Origin of the sequence: Microcella sp. (genome assembly GCF_025808395.1) — a bacterium.
Lineage (GTDB): Bacteria > Actinomycetota > Actinomycetes > Actinomycetales > Microbacteriaceae > Microcella.
Map to the genome: position 1 here is coordinate 1,031,591 of NZ_CP075524.1, position 17,221 is coordinate 1,048,811.

Genomic DNA, 17,221 nt, shown 5'->3' on the forward strand with positions numbered 1-17,221 from the left:
AGGGACGGTGTCGTCAATCGACGCCGGGCGTCTGCTCTGGCCAACAGTAGAGATGCACCGATTCGCTTGATCGTGCGATTCGGGAGACCACCACCGGTGACCAGCTTCGAGCCGGCCTGCTCCGTGCGGTATTCACTTGAATGGCGCGAGGAATCGCGCCGCCGCTCAGACTATCAGCCCGGCGTGTCGCGACCTAGTGCCGGCGACGCAGCGGCGCGCCGACCGAGTCTCGAGGCGCCGTCATCAGGGGCGAATCGCGGGTGGCTCGAGTTGGCTGAGGGCACGGCCGGGGTCGGGGCAGGTCGCACGAATCTGCTGCGCCGTCGCGTCATCGACGTTGCGCAGCTCGGCGACTCTCCAGACGCTCTGCAGAGGTTCTGCAGCCAGTGCCCCGGCTGGCGCGCTCGACAGCCCTCCGGTCGTGGGGTAGATCGATGCATCGATCGCCGCCTCGAGGTCATCGATGACGAGCTCACCACCCCACCGCCGCACGCACGCTGGCAGAGCCACGGTGACCTGATGCGTGACCCACGCGTGCTCGACCGGGCCGCCGAACGCGGCGGAATCGCTCCACGGCGACAGCTGCACCGTGCAGCGAACATGCGCGACCGGCAGGGCCCAGGTGGGCTCTTTCGCGGGCCGCGGCGCCAAGACGAGGTTGTTGCGCACCACCGAACCGACAGTGCGCCCGGTCGCGAGGCTCATGCACTGCAGCACTTCAGAGGCATAGCGCTCGGGCGCGACCCATCGGTCGAATGCCAGGGTGGGGTGCACAGCGTCAGGCCACTCCCGCCGCAGATATGCGTCTGCCTCGGCGGCGACTCTCAGCCACTGGTCGGTCGCGGTTCGTGAGCGCTCATCGATGACCTCGTCGAGCCCGGGCGCTGCCGCGGTCGACGCACACCCGGTGAGCGCAACGATGAGGGTCGCGGCCGCGGCCGCGAGGCGGCGCATCACCGCTCACTGCCCGAGGGCAAGAGCTGACTGAGAATCGTCGAGGGATGCGGGCACAGCGCCTGCACACGTCTCAGTTCGCCGGCATCACCTCGAGCGTTCACATACGGATCCCACCGCGGAGTCGAGCCCCCCGACACGATCGCGAAGGGTTCGGTGCCGAGCGGCGGAGCGATGACACCCTGTCGGCGCAGGCATGCGGGCAGCTCGACGCGCGCATACTGGGTGACCCAGGCGATCTCGACGCCACCCGGTTCGTTGCGTGCGAGGTTCGGAGGCGGAAATCGCCCGTGGCAGAGGTAGATCGACACCTCGAAGTCGCGCAGCTGCCCCGCCGTTCTGGGCGCGGGGTTCGCGTGCACGCCGATCGACGGGTCAGTGCGCACCGTCAATCCCGAATACTCGCGCGCACAGTCTTCGAACGCCGCCCGCCACTCACCAGTGTCGAGCCAACGGTCGACGCTGGTCTCGGGAAGCTGCAGGTCTGGCCATCGGCCGGTCAAGTAGTCGGCATAGGTGCTCAGCAGCGTCTCGACCCGTTCGTCTGCCCGCTCGGCACGCTCGGCGGCCACCTGGTCGAGCGTGACGGTCGTCGACGATGAGCCAGCGCAGGCGGCGAGGCTGAGGCTCAGAGCCGCGCCGCCGATCACGGCGAGCGCCGACCTCACGGCAGCGCCTCGAGCACGGCGTCGGCCGACGGGCAGGTCGCGGCCGCGCGGGCCCGCTCAGCGATCGACTCGCCGACCAATGCGTACGGGTCGAATTGCTCGTCGGTGCGCCAGGTGGCTGTGAACTGCTCGTCGGCGGGCAGTGGCGCCACGAGATAGCCGGCGGCGAGCAAGCACGGCGTCACCACCGATTGCGTGAACTCGCGCGCCCACGGCGCCTCGACCTCACTCGTGACACGCTCGAACCACGAGAGCACCGGATACTGCGATTGGCAGGCGAAGGTCGCGACATCGAGCGCGTAGAGCAACCGCGGCTCGGTCGTGCGCACCCCGCTGAAGTCGAGGCGCTCGCCGCCTTCGGCTACGAGAACTCCGGCGACTCCTTCGCTCTCGAGGCACGCGGCCACGGTCGGCGCCCATTCCGAGGCCGCCACCCACCGCTCGATACCGCGATCGGGCAGCGGCACCGGCCCCCACTTGTCCCGCAGATAGCTCGCAAGGCGGGCGGTGCTCGCCGTGTGTGCCGCTGCCGCCGCGCGCTCTCGTTCGACCAGCATGCGGTCAAGGCTGTCGCTCATCGGCTGCACTGCCGGCGCACAGGCCGCGAGCGAGGCCGTGGCAATGAGCAGGCAGACAGCGGCGATCGCTCGACGCGTCGGCATGCTCTCTCGCATGGCGCCAGCGTGCCCGCCGCAGTCGGGAAACCGCTGACAGCGTGCTCATAGCCAAAGTGCAGTCACTGCATTGCAATCTGCAGTTACTGTAGATACGTTAGCCCCCCACCGAATGGAGCCTCCATGACCCTCGACCACCCGCCCGCGGCGACCCCCGCCTCGAGCCCCCCGCCCGCTGCCGCCCTCGAGGCCGTGAGCCTCTCGAAGCACTACGGCAGCGGCGCCAGTCGGTTCGAAGCCCTGACCGACGTGAGCCTCTCGATCGCCCCAGGTGAATGCGTCGCCATCGTCGGCAAGAGCGGCTCAGGAAAGAGCACGCTCATGCACCTGCTCGCCGTGCTCGACGAACCGTCGAGCGGTGAGGTGCGCATCCACGGCACGAATGCCCGAAGCCTCTCGCCCAGGGCGCTCAACCGCCTGCGCAATCGCGAATTCGGGTTCGTCTTTCAGCAGTTCTTCCTCAACGCCCAGCAGACGGTGCTCGAGAACGTGACGCTACCGCTGACGATCGCGGGAATGCGACGCACCGCGCGGCGGGAGAGAGCGATGCACGTGCTGGCCTCGCTCGACATGGCCGACAAGTCGACCGCCAGGGCGATCACCCTCTCGGGCGGGCAGAAGCAGCGCACCGTCATCGCCCGGGCGCTCGCCGGCAGCCCCTCAGTCATCTTCGCGGACGAGCCGACCGGCAACCTCGACTCGACGACGGGCGCCATCGTCGAAGACATGCTCTTCGAGCTCAACCGAGAGCACGGCATCACCCTGGTCGTCGTCACGCACGATGACGAGCTGGCTGCCCGCTGCGACCGCCAGGTCGTGCTGCGAGACGGTCGCATTGTGCGCGACAGCGCCACAGCCGCGCTCGAGGCGGTAGCGCGATGAAGGCCACCGACCTCGTGCGCACCGCTGTGGCCAACACCTTTCGCTCACGCCTTCGCACCACGCTCACCGTGCTCGCCCTGTTCGTCGGAGCCTTCACGCTCACCCTGACGACCGCGCTCGGCGCAGGAGTCTCGAACTACATCGAGACGCAAGTGAACTCGTTCGCCGCCGACGACGTGCTGCTCGTGCAGGCCACCGCCGACGCTACGGCGGCCCTGCAGAATGATGGGCCGGCCGAGTGGAATGCCGAGACCTCGACCTCGACGAGTTCGCAGCCAGGTGGAGCACCGCTGGCCGCTGCTCAGGCAGAACCGCTGAGCGATGACGACCTCGACACGATTCGTGCCATCACGGGCATCAACGGCATCGACCCGGTGCGCTCTGTCTCTACCGACTGGGTGCAGCACTCATCGAGCGCCAAGTACGAGTTCAGCGTGAACCCGCAGTCGGCGGTCACCATCGCCGACCTCGATGCCGGAGACCAGCTCGATCACTCGACGAGCAGCCTGCAGGTCGTGCTGCCCAACGACTACCTCGAGGCACTCGGCTTCGAGACCGCGAACGACGCCGTCGGCGCAGAGGTGACGATCGGGATGACCGACATCACCGGCACTGCGCACGAGCTCATCGCCGAGGTGGTCGGCGTCAGCCGCTCGAGCCTCTTCGCGAGCGGTGCTGGAGCGAACAATGCTCTCGTCACCGAGTTGGCAGAACTTCGCACGGCAGGCATCGACGGCGCTCAGCAGAACTCGGTCATCGCCATCGCCTACCTCGAGAGTGGCCTGACCGCCGCTGACATCGACGCCGTGAAGAGCGAGCTCGCCGATGCCGGCTTCAGTGCGCAGACCATCGAAGACCAGCTCGGCATCGTGACCACGATCATCGCCGGCATCACGGGCGTGCTCAACGCGTTCGCGATCGTCGCGCTCATCGCGGCGGCGTTCGGAATCGTCAACACCCTGCTCATGAGCGTGCAAGAACGAACTCGCGAGATCGGGCTCATGAAGGCCATGGGCATGGGCAGCGGACGCATCTTCACGCTCTTCAGCCTCGAGGCGGTGGCCATCGGCATCATCGGCAGCGTGCTCGGGGTGGGCACCGCGATGCTCGCCGGGGCTGGTCTGAGCTCTGCGCTGTCGGCCGGGCTGCTCGCCGACCTCGAAGGGCTGACCCTGTTCATGTTCGAACCGCTCAGTCTGCTGGGCGTGGTGGCTCTCATCAGCACCATCGCGTTCGTCTCGGGAGCGCTGCCGGCGAGTCGAGCGGCTCGCCAGCGACCGATCGAGTCTCTGCGATACGAATGATCACCCGGTGCCGCGAGAAGATAGAGCCATGAGCGACGACGGAGGGCAGCGCGCCCGGACGAGCGCGCAACCCTCTCGCGGCACGGCGACGGCGCTGCGCATCGAGCGCAGCGCCGTCGCGCTCGTGGTGCAGCACGGGTTCGACGACACGACCGTCGACATGATCTGCGCAGATGCGGGCGTCTCGCAACGCACCTTCTTCAACCACTTCGCCACGAAAGACGCCGCCGTCATCGGCACGGCAGAGCCGCGCCTCGACGAGCAGCGGGTGCGAGCGTTCATCGCCTCGAACGACGCCAACATCTTGGCCGAGGCGACGACGCTGGTCTCGGTAGCGATGATGGACGCCGCAGCCGACCACGAGCTTCTCGCAGCCCGCATGCGCGCCATCACCTCGAGCCCGGTGCTCATGCAGCGCCAACTCGAACGGTTCTCGGCCATCGAGACCGAGCTCGCCGAGGTGATCCACTACCGCCTGGTGAGAGTGTCGCCTGCTGATGAGTCTGCCGAACGACTCGCCGAGCAGTCGCGGCTCACCGCGATGCTGCTCGCCGGAGCCATGCGCTACTCGGCGGGACGAGTGATGCAGGCCGCTCCCGGCTCGGTATCAGACGCACTCGACGACACGCGCCAACTGCTCATCGACCTTCTGCCCAAACTCAGCGGCGGCGCTTCTGCCACCACTCGACGAGATAGCTGAGCACGATCGCGGCGACACCCAGCACGACGATCACCCGGAAGACACCGCGCAACGGCCCGAGCAGGTTGGTGAATGCCAGCACCAGCAGGCCAATGACGGCGATCGCGATCACGAGCCGCACGGTGCTCACTCGAGTCAGCGGCCCTGTTGCTCGAGGTGTCACCCCTCCATCGTGGCATGGAGCAGTCGGGAGCATGACCAGGCGGTCGCACCTGGGCGTGCTCGCGACTGCTATATCGTCGAGCCATCGGCCCGACGAACGAGGAGACGGCAGTGAGCACAGAGCCCGGCAATCACCCGGATTCTGAACCCACGGCACGGCCATGGGTGCCCCCAGAGCCACTCGAGACGAGCCTTTCGGTCACCGCGCGAACGGCGAGCCCAGAGCAGTCATCGACCGCGACGACATCGTCACCAGGTACTGCCGACCAGCCACCGCGCTCTGCCGCACGCCGCAGAGTGCTCGCCGTCGGCATCACCGCGGCGTCGCTCGGTCTGATCGCCGCGATCGTCGCACTCGGTGTCGGACTGTCTGCGGCCATCACCGCCGCGATCGGCGGATCGACCACCATCGCCGAGCCACTCATGGTCGGTGCACCGGGCAACCCGGCGCCACTCGAAGCCACCGACTGCGACGACCCGTGCTTCGGCGACGATCACCTCTACGAAGCCCGCCTCGACGCGAGCGAGTTCGCGCGCCTCGGCACGCCGCTCGTGCTCGACCCCGACTTCTGGTATGCCGAGACCTCGCCCGTCGAGCAGTACGACCAGACGATCGACTACTGGCGCAGCAGCCGATTGACTCCCGACACCTGTCTCTTCACCGCCACAGAGACCCCGACAATCATCACCGCGGGTGAGCGACCCGTCGACCGTGATGCGATCCACTGGCTCGCGAGCTTCGAAAGCGAAGGCGGCCACTCGATGGCGGTGCGCGCTCTGCGGATGTTCCCCTCGGCTGACGCAGCAGGCGCACACCTGCGTCAGTTGCACGAGCGCGTGCCGAACTGCGTGCAGTACGGTGCCGACGGTCTCGGCGCAGGGTGGAGCACGACCGTCACTCCCATGCCTGCGCTCGAGCTGCCGCCCACTGTCGCAGCAGTCGGTTGGGTTGAGACCCTCAGCGGGAATGGCAGGTACTACGCCGTCGACATACTGCGCTCGAACGCGGTCATACGGCTCAGCGTGCTGACCGACAACAGCGTCTCAGAAGCGGCGTTCCGCACCCTCGCCCAGACCGTGGCAGTCGATCTCGCCGGCTGGCCGCTCGAGGTCGACGGCGGGTGGGGCTCTGAAGGCAGGCCCGCTCCGGGCTTTCAGCCCGAAGACGGGCAGCCGCTGAGTGATCGTGAACCCTGCCGAGGGCAGTGCAGCACCGTCGACCAGGCCATGACCCTCGCCCCCACCGCAGCCGACCTGGCAGCGCTCGGTCTCACTCGCGTCGGCGATGCCCAGCCGGTCGGAGACACTGCAGGGGCCGCACTCGATGCTCGGCAAGCCATCGAGACCACTAACGCGCAGTGCCGCTTCGCGCTCGGCATCGAGCCTGTGGTGCGCGGCAACCCCGCTGCCGCGTCAGGGGCACGCCTCGACGAGCTCGTCGATCTGGGGCGCTACGAGCGCTCGGGCACGAGCATCCGGATCGTCGCACGCGTCTTCGAGAACCCGCAGCGTGCCGAGGCATACGCCGCCGCCGCCGGGTACGCGCTGAACCTGTGCAGCCGGCAGACCCTGTCGAGCCCCAACGGCGAGGTGCTCGTCACGATGCTGCAGGCGAAGATCGTCGGCTACGACTCGAGCAGCGACCCGATTCGCGCTGAGCGCCCTGTGACCCACATCGGCTGGCAGCACGCAGGCGGTCGCAGCGACCGCGGGCACGACCTGCAGTACGGCAACGTCGTCGTACGAGTCGTCATCGACGGCGAGAACGCGCAGCCGATGACCGAGAGTGAGGTCTCGCGCCTGTTGCTGCCGATGATCGATCGGCTGCAGGTACTCGCCCCGAGCACCTAAGCCGCGCGAACCACGAAGGCCGCCACCCGACGCATCGGGGGCGGCCTTCGCAGAAGAAGTTCGCGGTGTCTCTCGACGACGCGCTAGCGCACAGGAGTGAGGCTAGCGGCGCAGTCCCAGTCGCTCGATCAGCGAGCGGTAGCGCTCGATGTCGATGTCGGCCAGGTAGCCCAGCAGACGGCGACGCTGCCCGACGAGCAGCAGCAGGCCACGACGTGAGTGGTGGTCGTGCTTGTGCTCTTTCAGGTGCTCCGTGAGGTCTTTGATGCGACGCGTGAGCATCGCCACCTGAACCTCAGGGGACCCAGTGTCACCGGGATGGGTTGCGTATTCGTCGATGATCGCCTTCTTGACGTCTGATTCCAGTGCCATAGATGGGACCCCCTTCTCTGCTCGTTGCGCGGCGCCCGCAGCAGGATGCTCGAGCTCTCTTTCTCCGCGGCCGTTAGACGGCAACCTTCAGATACTACCAGGGTCTCGCAGACTCACGACTTGCGGCGATTGCTGAGCCAGCGCAGTAACAGGTATCCCAGAACGACCGCGATCACAGCCGCGAGCATCAACTTGACGACGACGACGAGAGCGCTGAACAGCACCTCGACGACCCACCACGAGACGAGGAAGAACAGAATTGTGACGACCGGGTTTGGAACGCACATCTATATGTGGTGCAAGGCCAATCTCATAGCCGCCCAGCACTCCCGGGCGGCGAGGCCATGCGGTTCAGGACCTTCGGCCCTACACACTCGCGCGTGAACGGAGTGAGATGAAGAACTCGACAGTGCCGTGACGAACGGTGCCGTGCAGAAGGGACTCGATCGTGGTCATGGGATTCGGAGGCGTCACCGAGCTAGCTGCTGACGACTGCTGGAGCCTCTTGCGCGACCACTCACTCGGACGCATCGCGGCGAGCGCGGCCGGCACTGTCGACATCTTTCCGGTCAACTACGCCGTCGACGATCAGTCGATCGTCTTCCGCACCGCGCCGGGCACGAAGCTGCTCGAGCTCGCCATCAACGACCGCGTCGCGTTCGAAATAGACGGGCGCTCGGCGACAGAGGCCTTCAGCATCGTCGTCAAGGGCGTCGCCGAGCGCCTCGAGCGGCAGACCGAGATCGATGAGGCAGAGAAGCTCGGCTTGACGCCCTGGATTCCGACCCTGAAGTACCGCTGGGTGCGCATTCACGCGACCGAGGTGACGGGCAGGAGATTCGCTCTAGGGCCCGAGCCCGAGCGCGTCTAGGCTGACGCCAGGCCGAGTCACTCGCTCGGCGCACCCCTCCGGAAAGCAGGAACCACCATGGCTGCACCCAGCACGGCTCCCTCACCCTTCGTCGTCGAGCGCGGCTTCGTCATCGCCTCGGCGATCTCGGCCATCGTTCTCGGCATCGTCGCCCTGATCTGGCCGGGCGCGACGCTCTTGACCGTGGCACTGCTGTTCGGTGCGTTCTTGGTCGTCACCGGCATCTTCAGGCTCGTCATCGCCTTCACGAGCAACGCCCTCAGCGCAGGGCTGCGCTGGCTCGTCGGCATTCTCGGCGCCCTCGTCGTCATCGCCGGTGTGTTCGCGCTCGCCAACCCGCTGCTCTCGCTCGAGATTCTCGCCTACGTGATCGCCTTCGGCTGGATCTTCGACGGCATCGCGGCGATCGTGGCCGGTGTGCAGGGCACGTCGGCCACTCCGCGCTGGCTGGCCATCGTCTCGGGCGCAGTGTCGGTCATCGCCGGTGGCGTCATGCTCTTTCTGCCCGCGCTCGGCATCGCCACGCTCGTGCTCGTCGGCGGCTGGATTCTCATCGCGATCGGCATTGCGACCTTCTTCACACTGCCGAAGAAGTCGGCCGACGCCGCAACGCCGGCCGTCAACGAGAGCGCGACTGCCTAGGCAGCGCGACTCGCGTCAGACGTCGAGGGCCCCGCGCACAATGGAGTTGCCAGAGTGCGTGGGGTCTCCGTCTACCGGCTCGGCGCTGATGTCGACGACCGAGAACCGAGTGAGATCGACCGTGGCCGGAATCACGAACTCACCCGTCGGCCCATCGAGCAGCCCGAGGCTGATGAGACCGTCGACGCTCTCGGTGAGCAGCCACACTTCGCGCACGAGATCGTCGTCGACGACAGCGTCGAGGGCGATGCGAATGACACGCTCGCCGTCAGCACGCTCGGCCACGGTCGCCTGACCGGCAGCACCGACCCAGTCGGGCAGAGCATCCAACTGCGCCGATGCGACCGTGACTCCGGGATCACGGGGGGCACCCGCGCTCCACGAGAGCACGCCCGCCGTGACGAGGGCGGCCGCGGCTGCCGAGGCGAGCACCGGGGCGATGAAGCGGCGGATGCCCGCTCGACGAGCACGCACGTCGTCGAGTCGCACGGGCTCGGCGACGACGGCCTCAACGTCAGCCACACGGTTCGGCACGACCCCGGCAGCAAGGCCCAACTCGGCGCTGATCGAGTTCCAGACGTGCGCGGGCGGCTCGGTGAGCTCGTGCTCGCCGACAGTCGAGCGCGCCAGCGTCACGGTCGACCGCAGTGCTTTGATCTCGAGGCGGCACGACTCGCACGATTCGAGGTGCCCACTCACCCTGGCATCGGCCACGGGTTCGCCGAGCGCGGTGAGCGCGGCGATCTCTGGGTCAAGATGCTGGTCCATGGCTCACCTCCAAGCGGCCTCTGAGTTTGCTCAAGCTTCGTCTGATGTGCGACTTCACTGTTCCGACCGGCAGGTCGAGGCGCTCTGCGATCTGCACGTGCGTCAGGTCGTCGTAGAACGCCAGGTGCACCACGGTGCGGGGTATCGGGTCGAGTCGGGCGATCTCGTCGGCGATGAGCAGTCGATCGGCGAGATCGACCTCGGCGCTCGGAACCGACTCTTCGGGAGCGAACGCCGCCGCCTGCTCGGCCAGCCTGCGCTCACGCGCACGAGACTCGTGCATATCGGCAATGGTGTGCCGGGTGATGCCGACCAACCATGCCGAGACTGTCGCCCGCTCGGGGTCGAACCGCTCGCGCCCGCGCCACGCAGACACGAACACCTTCTGCGTGACGTCTTCGGCATCGGTCGCGTTGCCGAGCGATCGCAGTGCGAGCGAGTAGACCAACGACGACCACTGACCGTAGATCTCAGCAAGAGCCTGCTCATCGCCGGCAGCGAAGCGTCGACCGATCGCGGTCGCGCTCTCGAGTGCCGTTGACATCGCTGCAGACCACCCTTGCGTCGAAGACCCGTCAGTGCGCTCGGCACCCATGGCGGTCATCGTAGCCGTCGCGGCTGTCATGTCACCTTCTCGGCCGTCACGATGTAGTTGTCGCGGTACGACGAAGCCTGGGCGTTCCACTCGCCTCCGCACGTCACGAGCACGAGGTGCGGCTCGCCGACCCCCGTGAAGACCCTGTTGAGCGGCACCTCAGCCTTAGCGATGCGCTCGACCTCGGTCACTCGGTAGACGTGCTCGACGCCGCTGTCATCGATCACCGTGACCTGCATGCCGACTGCGGCCTCTCGCAACCTCGAGAACGGCCCCTTTCCCTCGGCGAGCGAGTCGACGTGGGCGGCGATGACCGTCGAGCCCTGCACGCTGTCGGGTGCTGAGCCGTAGGCGTACCACCCCGCGGTGAAGGGGCTGAAGGGCAGCGACATCTCGCCGATCTCGTCGAGGCCGTGAGGTTCGACCGGCATGTCGATCGACAGGTCTGGCATCGAGAGCCGAACCGGTGCGGTGAACGACTGGTTCAGCAGCGAGAGCGAGTCGGTGTTGAGTTCATTCGGCTGACTGGCGGGTGCAGGTGGTGACGACGCCGGCTCGACCGTGACCGGTGAGCACGCCGCCGCCACGGCCACGAGGCCGGCCGCGGCGAGAGCCGCCACGACCGACCTCGTGGATGAGTGCATGCGGTTCATCGTGCCTTAGCGGTTGACCGTCGCCGTGCGGGTGCGCACCACGAGAGCAGTACCGGCCATGAGCGCGAGCACGAGGGCCGCGATGCCGCCCAGGGCAGCCGCGTTGAGCGGAGCGCCCTCGTCGACCAGACCTGCCGTGCCACCGGGCACGCCGCTCGGCGTGGTGAGACCACCGAAGCTGAACACGACGGCACTGAAGTCGCCCTCAGTGTCAGGGCCGTAGGCGTGCACGAAGATGTTCGTGGCCGCGGGCAGGGTCACATCACCGAGCGAGATCGCCGGCGTTGCGGCGTCGACACCCGCGTAGACGTTGGGGTACGTCGCGGCAGGAACCTCGAGCACCGCCTGGTTGGGGTTCGCGAGGGGGCCCGCGAGCTCGGTGCCGTCAGAGTAGATGTTGACCGGCACGACGTCGGCGGTGTGGCGCACGGTGATGACACCGTTGCCGGCAGCCGCGGTGACCTGGTTCTCGAAGATCGAGACCGTGAAGGCTCCACCGATCGCGGGGTGGGCCACGGCGGTGTACGACTTGTTCGCCGCGAGCGTCACGTCTTGGTTGAAGAGCTCGGTGGCGGTGCCCGCGAGCGTGATGGTCACGTTGTACGTTCCGGGATCGAGGTTGCCGAGAGCGGCAACTGCGACGTTCGGGGCCGCAAGGCCGGGGCCAGCGGCCACACCCTCCGGCACACCGGGAAGATCGATGGCGCCGCCGGCGATCGAGATGTCGACCGTCGTGTCGGGGATTGTCGCGGTCGCGGGGAAGGCGTGGACCAGGTACAGGTCAGCCTTTCCGGCGTCGAACGCGTTCGCCGGAGCGGCGAAGCCAACGGTGGCGAGGGCGGCAACGCCCAGCCCCGCAAGAATGCGCTTGTGCATGGTTCCTCCTTGGTAGGTCTCCCGAGGGAGTGATCCCCTCTCGGGGAGTGAGGCGGAAGTGCCTTCACTCATCACTTCTCTGCAGACCCGCTCGGCGGATGCGCCACAACCTGGCAGTTGCCTGAGAACGAGCGCGCGCGACTGCGCGAGCGATCAGGAGAGCACCGCGTTGAGACCGCCCACGGTCACGACGAGCCCGGCGATCCAGAGCACGAGATTCACTCCCCCCGCCGCAAGCCCGGCGACCGCCAGACCGCGACCACGGGTGACTCCATTGGCCGTCTCACGAATCGCGCGCGTGCCCGTGATGCCGCACACGGTCATGAGTGCGGCATTGCCGACGAACATCACCGCGAGCACGAAGAACACCGCAGCCCAGGCCCCGTCGGGCTCGCCGTTCTCGACGCGGGCGAGTGCCACCCTGCCGAGCTCGGTCGCCACCAGGTTGCCGACCACTGAGAGGGCGAGCGGCGCGATGCCCGTGACGAGCGACCAGGTCGCCGCGGTGCTGCGCGCCGCGGGAGCACGACGGTGCACTCGTGGCGCGATGCGCGCGGGGATGGCCGATGGTGCCACCTCGCTCGGCTCTGATGCGAGCGCAGGCTCCGGAAGCGCCGGCGACGCGGGAGGTTCAGGCGAGACAGCGGGTTCGGGTGCGACAGCGGGTTCGGGTGCGACAGCGGGTTCGGGTGCGACAGCGGGTTCGGGTGACGCGGGAGACACGCTGAGGGGCAGGCTCGCCGGTGCGGGCAGCGAGACGGGAGCATCCTGCACCGCATCGATCGCCGTGCCGCATCGCGTGCAGAAGCGCGCGCCATCGCGCACCGAAGCGCGGCAGGCGGTGCAGGTGGGCATGGCGGCGGATTCCTCTGCTGGTCGAAGCGACGCCCGACAGGCTAGCAACCGCAGGTGGCGCCGACCTGCGGCCTGTGCACTTCGCGGTGCAGAGCGATCACGATCGAGCGGGTCTTGCGGCGCACGCTCGCCCGGTGCAGACTGGAATCAGATCAACTCGCCGCCCAGAAGCGCCGGAGGCATCGCCCCGCCACTGGGCGGCGAGTCTGTTTCACACGGCACGAACAGCGCATGACAGGCTGAGCGTGTGGATCGCACCATCGACTACACCCCCCTCTTCGCCGAGGTGTCGCGTGACGACGTCGTGCAGTATCGGGCCGAGCTGGCGAGAGCATCGACGCACGCCGCTCACGAGCACATCACTCGCGTCGTCACGTGGGTGATCGCCGCACTGGTGATCATGACGATGAGCCTCGTGGTCGTCTTTCCGCTGCTCGTCACTGTTGTCGCCATCGCGAGCGGAGCGCGACCGATCACCGAGTCGGTCGCAGCGCTGCCGGGGCTCGTCATCGTCGTCGTCGCCGTCGTACTCGCCGTGCGGTTTCTGCGCAGTGCACAGCAGTCGTGGCAGCAGCGCGTGCGCATGAGCCGGTTCGCCGCCGCCAACGGGCTCATCTTCGAGCCCCGAAGCCCTGCCCCCTCCTACCCGGGCGCGATCTTCGGCCTCGGATCATCGCGACTCGTCACCGATCACTTCCGCACCCCAGACGGCAGGTTCATCGACTTCGGCAACTACACCTACGTCACGGGCAGCGGCAAGAGCCGCACCACTCACCGGTGGGGCTTTCTGGCCATGCACCTCGATCGCGCTCTGCCTCACATGCTGCTCGACTCGACCGCCAACAACGGCATGTTCGGGGCCTCGAACCTGCCCACCGCCTTCAGACGAGACCAAGTGCTCTCGCTCGAAGGCGACTTCGACCGGTACTTCACCCTCTACTGCCCGAAGCAGTATGAACGCGACGCGCTGTATGTCTTCACGCCCGACCTCATGGCCCTGCTCATCGACGAAGCGGCCCCCTTCGACGTCGAGATCATCGACCGTTGGCTCTTCGTCTACGCAGCTCGACCCTTTCCCCTCGCCGACCCCGCCACCTACCAACGACTGCTGCGCATCGTGTCGACGGTCGGCGCGAAAACCCTCTCGCAAACCGACCGCTACGTCGACGAGCGCATCGGCGTCTTCAGCGCCAACATCGTGGCTCCCGCCGGTCAGCGCCTGAAGGGCAGCGTTCGCTGGGCGGGAATCATCGTGATCGGGGTGATCGTGGTCGCCTGGGTCGTGCCGATCGTCTTCTCGTTTCTGCAGTGACCAGGCGCCTGCACGCTCACTGCGGGCTCGAGGCAGTGCCGCGCAAGGTGTGGCGCGACGCCGCGACGCGGCGAAGAAGTTCTGCCTCGTCTGCCTGCGCACCGATCGTGTCGCGGTCGCCCAGAATGCGCTGCCGAGCGTAGGCGAGCGATGTCGAGTCGCGGATGAACGCCTTCATGACGGGTGCGACGCCGTTCGTGCGCGCCCAGGCCATCGCGGCGCGCCTGCCCGCGGGGTTCGAGAGCATCGCCACCTCTTGCTCGTGAAACCACCCGACCGCTGCGTACTCGGCCAATCGCAGCGCGGTGATGCGCTGCTCTTGCTTGCGCAGCAGCGAGACGAGCCAGACCGCGATCACGAACATCGGCACCTGCACGAGCACGTAGTAGCCGTAGAAGTCGCTGATGAAGAACAGAACGCCGTTCCAGAAGGCATGCAGCAGCACGGCGGGCACCAGACCGACGCCGAAGGCGACGACTCCGCGCCACCACCCCGGCTTCTGCGCGGCATAGCCGATCGCAGCACCGATGAAGGCAGTGAACATGACGTGGGCGAACGGCGACATGATGCCGCGCACGAAGAACACCTCGAGCGTGCTGGCGGTCGACGACGACAGCAGCTCTGCCCCGAAGTACAAGATGTTCTCAGTGAAGGCGAAGCCGCCAGCGACCCAGGCGCTGTAGACGATGCCGTCGACCGGGCCGTCGAAGTGGCGGCGCACCGCGAAGAAGAGCAGCAGAACGCCGAGACCCTTGCCCACCTCTTCGACGATCGGAGCCTGCACCGCATACCCGAAGAACTCCACCCCGAAGCCGCCCAGACCGGCAGAGGCGATGACGTTCTGAATCTCGGCATCGATAACGAGGGCGATGAGCACGCTGACGCCGGCTCCCCACATGAACGCGAAGACGAGGGCGCCACGCGGTTCGGGTTCCCACCGATCGATCCAGCGGATGCCCCAGAACACGATCGCGAGCGGCACGAGTGCCATCACTCCACCGATGACGACACCCGCTGCCCCCAGCCCGACGAACAGGTAGGCGAGCACGAAGAGCAGGGCCAGTGAGGCCGCGATGAACCCGATGACCGACGCGATGACAAGAGCGACGTTGGTGCGTCGTTGCGGTGCGGCGACGCCCTGCTGCGGCGCCGCCGTCTCGAGCTGCACGTCGGCTGGCGCCGACTGCAGCGGGGGCGCTTCGGCGTGCCCGGTTGCGGTAGCGGTGTAGTCGGGGGTGCGGCTGAACGACAGGGGCGGTGAGGGTTCGACCATGGGGGAAACTGTAGTGGGGCGAGGCCCTCTGCGGCAGTCACGGGTGATGTCTGATTTCCGCTAGTACGTGCTCGTGATTCCTGCCACCGTGGTGGCATGCCCGCACTCGATCATCACCGCTGCTATCGCGCCCTCGCCTCGCGCGATGCCCGATTCGACGGGCAGTTCATCGCCGGTGTGCACTCGACCGGCATCTACTGCCGGCCCAGTTGCCCCGCCGCCACTCCGCGGCCCCACAACGTTCGGTTCTATGCCACCGCTGCCGCCGCGCACGAGGCCGGGTTGCGGGCGTGCAAGCGATGCCAACCAGACGCCGTGCCAGGCAACCCCGACTGGAACCTGCGAGACGATCTGGCGGGCAGGGCGATGCGCCTCATCGTCGACGGAGTGGTCGAGCGCGACGGGGTGCCCGGCCTGGCAGCCCGACTCGGATACACGCCGCGGCATCTGGCGCGAGTGCTCATGCACGAGCTGGGCGCAGGCCCGCTCGCCTTGGCCCGCGCGCACCGCGCCGACACCGCTCGGTCGCTCTTGGCCGCGACCGACCTTCCCGCCTCGCAGGTCGCCTTCGCGGCCGGCTTCTCGAGCGTTCGCCAGTTCAACGACACGGTGCGCGAGGTGTATCAGCTGACACCCCTCGAGCTGCGATCACTCGCTCGACGGGGCAGACAGGGGGCACGACCCGAACCCGGCGTCGACGGCACGACGGTCTCGCTGCGACTGGCGGCCCGCGACCCCTTCGACGGCGACGGGGTGCTGCGCTACCTCGCCGATCATGCCATCGGCGGCGTCGAAGTGGTCGACCTCGACGCGGGGAGCGTCGAGCGACTCATCACGCTGCCCGGCGGCGACGCACACGTGCGGGTCGTGCTCGATCGGCAGCGCCCAGGTGTGCAGGTGACAGCTCGGCTCGGAGCTCTAAGCGATGTCGCGCCCCTCACCGCGCGGGTTCGGCGCTGGTTCGATCTCGATGCAGACAGCCGAGCCATCGACGAAGCCCTGCGCCACGACCCGCTGCTGGGGCCGTTCGTGCGCGCAGCGCCAGGAATCCGCATTGCGGGAGGCCTCGATCCTGCCGAGACGCTGCTGCGCACCATGGTCGGGCAGCAGATCTCGCTGGCTTCGACTCGCACCGTGCTCACTCGGCTGGCTCTCGAGCTGGATGACGGCCGCGAGTCATCAGATGCTCCACCTCGACTGCGCCCGTTTCCGTCACCGCAGGCATTCGCCGAGCGAGGCCGCGAGGTGCTGCGCGGGCCCGCCAGCCGAGTGCGAGCGATTCATGGGGCGGCGATCGCCATCGCGCGCGGAGAGGTCGAGCTCGATGTCGGCCTGAGCACCGCCGAACTGCGCTCTCGCCTGCTCGCCCTGCCCGGAGTCGGCCCGTGGACGGCCGACTATGTGGCCATGCGCGTGCTCGGCTCGCCCGACATCTTGCTCTCGACCGACCTCGTGCTGCTGCGCAGCCTCAGCCTCGCCGGAGCTGCCTCGACCACTCGAGAGGCAGAGGCCCTCGGCGCACGGTGGGCACCGTGGCGGTCGTATGCAACCCAGCATTTGTGGCGCGCGGCCGCCCCGGTGGCGCCGCAGCGGGCAGCGCGAGACACTGGAGGAGAGCCATCGACCACGACGAGGAGAGACACCCATGGATCGCGAGTATGAACCGAACCTCGACGACGAACGCTCCGTCGAGCTCGACGACGATGTCGTCGACGTACCGCCCCCGACCGTCGACCCCGACGAACGCATCGAGGCCGAACCCGAGGCGCCCGCGATCGACGACGAACGACCTGCCTGAGCTCGGCGGCT

General features: G+C 67.7%; 21 protein-coding genes. 9 read left to right on the plus strand and 12 right to left on the minus strand.

Translation table 11 applies throughout. The annotated features are described in order from the left end of the window. Window positions 1-243: 243 nt before the first annotated feature. The 3 genes from KIT89_RS05100 to KIT89_RS05110 are packed head-to-tail and all read right to left on the minus strand — an operon-like array spanning window position 244 to window position 2,296. Complete coding sequence (locus tag KIT89_RS05100) at window positions 244-957, minus strand: hypothetical protein (RefSeq protein ID WP_297603553.1); 714 nt, start codon at window positions 955-957, stop codon at window positions 244-246. Then, entirely contained in the window at window positions 954-1,622 is a 669-nt protein-coding gene (locus KIT89_RS05105) for a hypothetical protein (RefSeq protein ID WP_297603554.1), read from the minus strand. Before KIT89_RS05105 ends, KIT89_RS05100 begins: the two co-directional genes overlap by 4 nt. Continuing rightward, complete coding sequence (locus KIT89_RS05110) at window positions 1,619-2,296, minus strand: hypothetical protein (RefSeq protein WP_297603555.1); 678 nt, start codon at window positions 2,294-2,296, stop codon at window positions 1,619-1,621. Before KIT89_RS05110 ends, KIT89_RS05105 begins: the two co-directional genes overlap by 4 nt. Window positions 2,297-2,419: 123 nt before the next feature. Here KIT89_RS05110 and KIT89_RS05115 point away from each other — a divergent pair, with 123 nt between their 5' ends. From KIT89_RS05115 to KIT89_RS05125, 3 genes are read left to right on the plus strand one after another with little or no spacing between them, the layout of a single operon-like run. Further along, the gene (locus KIT89_RS05115; protein WP_297603556.1) at window positions 2,420-3,178 is read left to right on the plus strand and encodes an ABC transporter ATP-binding protein; all 759 of its coding nucleotides are present in this window, start codon (window positions 2,420-2,422) and stop codon (window positions 3,176-3,178) included. After that, a complete protein-coding gene (locus KIT89_RS05120; protein WP_297603557.1) occupies window positions 3,175-4,482 on the plus strand; it encodes an ABC transporter permease in 1,308 nt (435 codons plus the stop codon). Before KIT89_RS05115 ends, KIT89_RS05120 begins: the two co-directional genes overlap by 4 nt. A gap of 28 nt (window positions 4,483-4,510) precedes the next feature. After that, window positions 4,511-5,182: a TetR/AcrR family transcriptional regulator gene (locus KIT89_RS05125; RefSeq protein ID WP_297603558.1), complete on the plus strand. Its 672-nt coding sequence runs from the start codon at window positions 4,511-4,513 to the stop codon at window positions 5,180-5,182. On the opposite strand, the gene KIT89_RS05130 is transcribed toward KIT89_RS05125, so the two are convergent. Beyond that, the gene (locus KIT89_RS05130) at window positions 5,142-5,345 is read right to left on the minus strand and encodes a hypothetical protein (RefSeq protein ID WP_297603559.1); all 204 of its coding nucleotides are present in this window, start codon (window positions 5,343-5,345) and stop codon (window positions 5,142-5,144) included. The two genes, KIT89_RS05125 and KIT89_RS05130, sit on opposite strands and share 41 nt — an antisense overlap. A gap of 110 nt (window positions 5,346-5,455) precedes the next feature. Between KIT89_RS05130 and KIT89_RS05135 the strand changes: the two genes are divergently transcribed. Further along, entirely contained in the window at window positions 5,456-7,195 is a 1,740-nt protein-coding gene (locus KIT89_RS05135) for a hypothetical protein (protein WP_297603560.1), read from the plus strand. 102 nt (window positions 7,196-7,297) lie between these two features. Here KIT89_RS05135 and rpsO read toward each other — a convergent pair whose 3' ends face one another. Both rpsO and KIT89_RS05145 read right to left on the minus strand, forming a co-directional pair. Further along, on the minus strand, window positions 7,298-7,567 hold the full coding sequence (gene rpsO / locus KIT89_RS05140) for a 30S ribosomal protein S15 (protein WP_293167733.1): 270 nt from the start codon (window positions 7,565-7,567) through the stop codon (window positions 7,298-7,300). A gap of 113 nt (window positions 7,568-7,680) precedes the next feature. Next, window positions 7,681-7,854 (minus strand): hypothetical protein, encoded by a 174-nt coding sequence (locus tag KIT89_RS05145; RefSeq protein WP_297603561.1) that lies wholly within the window; start codon window positions 7,852-7,854, stop codon window positions 7,681-7,683. 167 nt (window positions 7,855-8,021) lie between these two features. On the opposite strand from KIT89_RS05145, the gene KIT89_RS05150 reads away from it, so the two are divergent. Together KIT89_RS05150 and KIT89_RS05155 are read left to right on the plus strand one after the other, a co-directional pair. After that, window positions 8,022-8,438: a pyridoxamine 5'-phosphate oxidase family protein gene (locus KIT89_RS05150; protein ID WP_297603562.1), complete on the plus strand. Its 417-nt coding sequence runs from the start codon at window positions 8,022-8,024 to the stop codon at window positions 8,436-8,438. Window positions 8,439-8,495: 57 nt separating this feature from the next. Beyond that, entirely contained in the window at window positions 8,496-9,080 is a 585-nt protein-coding gene (locus KIT89_RS05155; protein WP_297603563.1) for an HdeD family acid-resistance protein, read from the plus strand. 15 nt (window positions 9,081-9,095) lie between these two features. Here KIT89_RS05155 and KIT89_RS05160 read toward each other — a convergent pair whose 3' ends face one another. The 5 genes from KIT89_RS05160 to KIT89_RS05180 all read right to left on the minus strand — a co-directional run bounded on the left by KIT89_RS05160 (window position 9,096) and on the right by KIT89_RS05180 (window position 12,827). Further along, window positions 9,096-9,848, minus strand: a complete 753-nt coding sequence (locus KIT89_RS05160) for an anti-sigma factor (protein ID WP_297603564.1) — start codon at window positions 9,846-9,848, stop codon at window positions 9,096-9,098. After that, entirely contained in the window at window positions 9,832-10,473 is a 642-nt protein-coding gene (locus KIT89_RS05165) for an RNA polymerase sigma factor (protein ID WP_367275884.1), read from the minus strand. The genes KIT89_RS05160 and KIT89_RS05165 overlap by 17 nt, the downstream gene beginning before the upstream one ends. Continuing rightward, window positions 10,470-11,087 carry a class F sortase gene (locus KIT89_RS05170; RefSeq protein WP_297603565.1) on the minus strand — a complete coding sequence of 206 codons (618 nt, stop codon included), beginning with the start codon at window positions 11,085-11,087 and terminating at the stop codon, window positions 10,470-10,472. The genes KIT89_RS05165 and KIT89_RS05170 overlap by 4 nt, the downstream gene beginning before the upstream one ends. Before the next feature lie 15 nt (window positions 11,088-11,102). Continuing rightward, window positions 11,103-11,972 carry a DUF4397 domain-containing protein gene (locus tag KIT89_RS05175; RefSeq protein ID WP_297603566.1) on the minus strand — a complete coding sequence of 290 codons (870 nt, stop codon included), beginning with the start codon at window positions 11,970-11,972 and terminating at the stop codon, window positions 11,103-11,105. 153 nt (window positions 11,973-12,125) lie between these two features. Next, window positions 12,126-12,827 carry a zinc ribbon domain-containing protein gene (locus KIT89_RS05180; protein ID WP_297603567.1) on the minus strand — a complete coding sequence of 234 codons (702 nt, stop codon included), beginning with the start codon at window positions 12,825-12,827 and terminating at the stop codon, window positions 12,126-12,128. Window positions 12,828-13,074: 247 nt separating this feature from the next. On the opposite strand from KIT89_RS05180, the gene KIT89_RS05185 reads away from it, so the two are divergent. Next, window positions 13,075-14,139, plus strand: a complete 1,065-nt coding sequence (locus KIT89_RS05185; RefSeq protein ID WP_297603568.1) for a hypothetical protein — start codon at window positions 13,075-13,077, stop codon at window positions 14,137-14,139. Between the two features lie 16 nt (window positions 14,140-14,155). On the opposite strand, the gene KIT89_RS05190 is transcribed toward KIT89_RS05185, so the two are convergent. Then, on the minus strand, window positions 14,156-15,412 hold the full coding sequence (locus KIT89_RS05190; RefSeq protein ID WP_297603569.1) for a PrsW family intramembrane metalloprotease: 1,257 nt from the start codon (window positions 15,410-15,412) through the stop codon (window positions 14,156-14,158). Window positions 15,413-15,508: 96 nt separating this feature from the next. On the opposite strand from KIT89_RS05190, the gene KIT89_RS05195 reads away from it, so the two are divergent. Together KIT89_RS05195 and KIT89_RS05200 are read left to right on the plus strand one after the other, a co-directional pair. Then, window positions 15,509-17,074, plus strand: a complete 1,566-nt coding sequence (locus KIT89_RS05195) for an Ada metal-binding domain-containing protein (RefSeq protein WP_297603570.1) — start codon at window positions 15,509-15,511, stop codon at window positions 17,072-17,074. Next, on the plus strand, window positions 17,058-17,210 hold the full coding sequence (locus tag KIT89_RS05200) for a hypothetical protein (protein WP_297603571.1): 153 nt from the start codon (window positions 17,058-17,060) through the stop codon (window positions 17,208-17,210). The genes KIT89_RS05195 and KIT89_RS05200 overlap by 17 nt, the downstream gene beginning before the upstream one ends. Window positions 17,211-17,221: the final 11 nt, after the last annotated feature.

What these genes read in the sequence shown, in the direction of transcription:
- KIT89_RS05180 (WP_297603567.1), bottom strand. Translation starts at nt 12,827, where the DNA reads ATGCCCACCTGCACCGCCTGCCGCGCTTCGGTGCGCGATGGCGCGCGC.
- KIT89_RS05115 (WP_297603556.1), top strand. Translation starts at nt 2,420, where the DNA reads ATGACCCTCGACCACCCGCCCGCGGCGACCCCCGCCTCGAGCCCCCCG.
- KIT89_RS05120 (WP_297603557.1), top strand. Translation starts at nt 3,175, where the DNA reads ATGAAGGCCACCGACCTCGTGCGCACCGCTGTGGCCAACACCTTTCGC.
- KIT89_RS05155 (WP_297603563.1), top strand. Translation starts at nt 8,496, where the DNA reads ATGGCTGCACCCAGCACGGCTCCCTCACCCTTCGTCGTCGAGCGCGGC.
- KIT89_RS05110 (WP_297603555.1), bottom strand. Translation starts at nt 2,296, where the DNA reads ATGCGAGAGAGCATGCCGACGCGTCGAGCGATCGCCGCTGTCTGCCTG.
- rpsO (WP_293167733.1), bottom strand. Translation starts at nt 7,567, where the DNA reads ATGGCACTGGAATCAGACGTCAAGAAGGCGATCATCGACGAATACGCA.
- KIT89_RS05175 (WP_297603566.1), bottom strand. Translation starts at nt 11,972, where the DNA reads ATGCACAAGCGCATTCTTGCGGGGCTGGGCGTTGCCGCCCTCGCCACC.
- KIT89_RS05145 (WP_297603561.1), bottom strand. Translation starts at nt 7,854, where the DNA reads ATGTGCGTTCCAAACCCGGTCGTCACAATTCTGTTCTTCCTCGTCTCG.
- KIT89_RS05190 (WP_297603569.1), bottom strand. Translation starts at nt 15,412, where the DNA reads ATGGTCGAACCCTCACCGCCCCTGTCGTTCAGCCGCACCCCCGACTAC.
- KIT89_RS05150 (WP_297603562.1), top strand. Translation starts at nt 8,022, where the DNA reads ATGGGATTCGGAGGCGTCACCGAGCTAGCTGCTGACGACTGCTGGAGC.
- KIT89_RS05200 (WP_297603571.1), top strand. Translation starts at nt 17,058, where the DNA reads ATGGATCGCGAGTATGAACCGAACCTCGACGACGAACGCTCCGTCGAG.
- KIT89_RS05125 (WP_297603558.1), top strand. Translation starts at nt 4,511, where the DNA reads ATGAGCGACGACGGAGGGCAGCGCGCCCGGACGAGCGCGCAACCCTCT.
- KIT89_RS05160 (WP_297603564.1), bottom strand. Translation starts at nt 9,848, where the DNA reads ATGGACCAGCATCTTGACCCAGAGATCGCCGCGCTCACCGCGCTCGGC.
- KIT89_RS05170 (WP_297603565.1), bottom strand. Translation starts at nt 11,087, where the DNA reads ATGCACTCATCCACGAGGTCGGTCGTGGCGGCTCTCGCCGCGGCCGGC.
- KIT89_RS05165 (WP_367275884.1), bottom strand. Translation starts at nt 10,473, where the DNA reads ATGACAGCCGCGACGGCTACGATGACCGCCATGGGTGCCGAGCGCACT.
- KIT89_RS05195 (WP_297603570.1), top strand. Translation starts at nt 15,509, where the DNA reads ATGCCCGCACTCGATCATCACCGCTGCTATCGCGCCCTCGCCTCGCGC.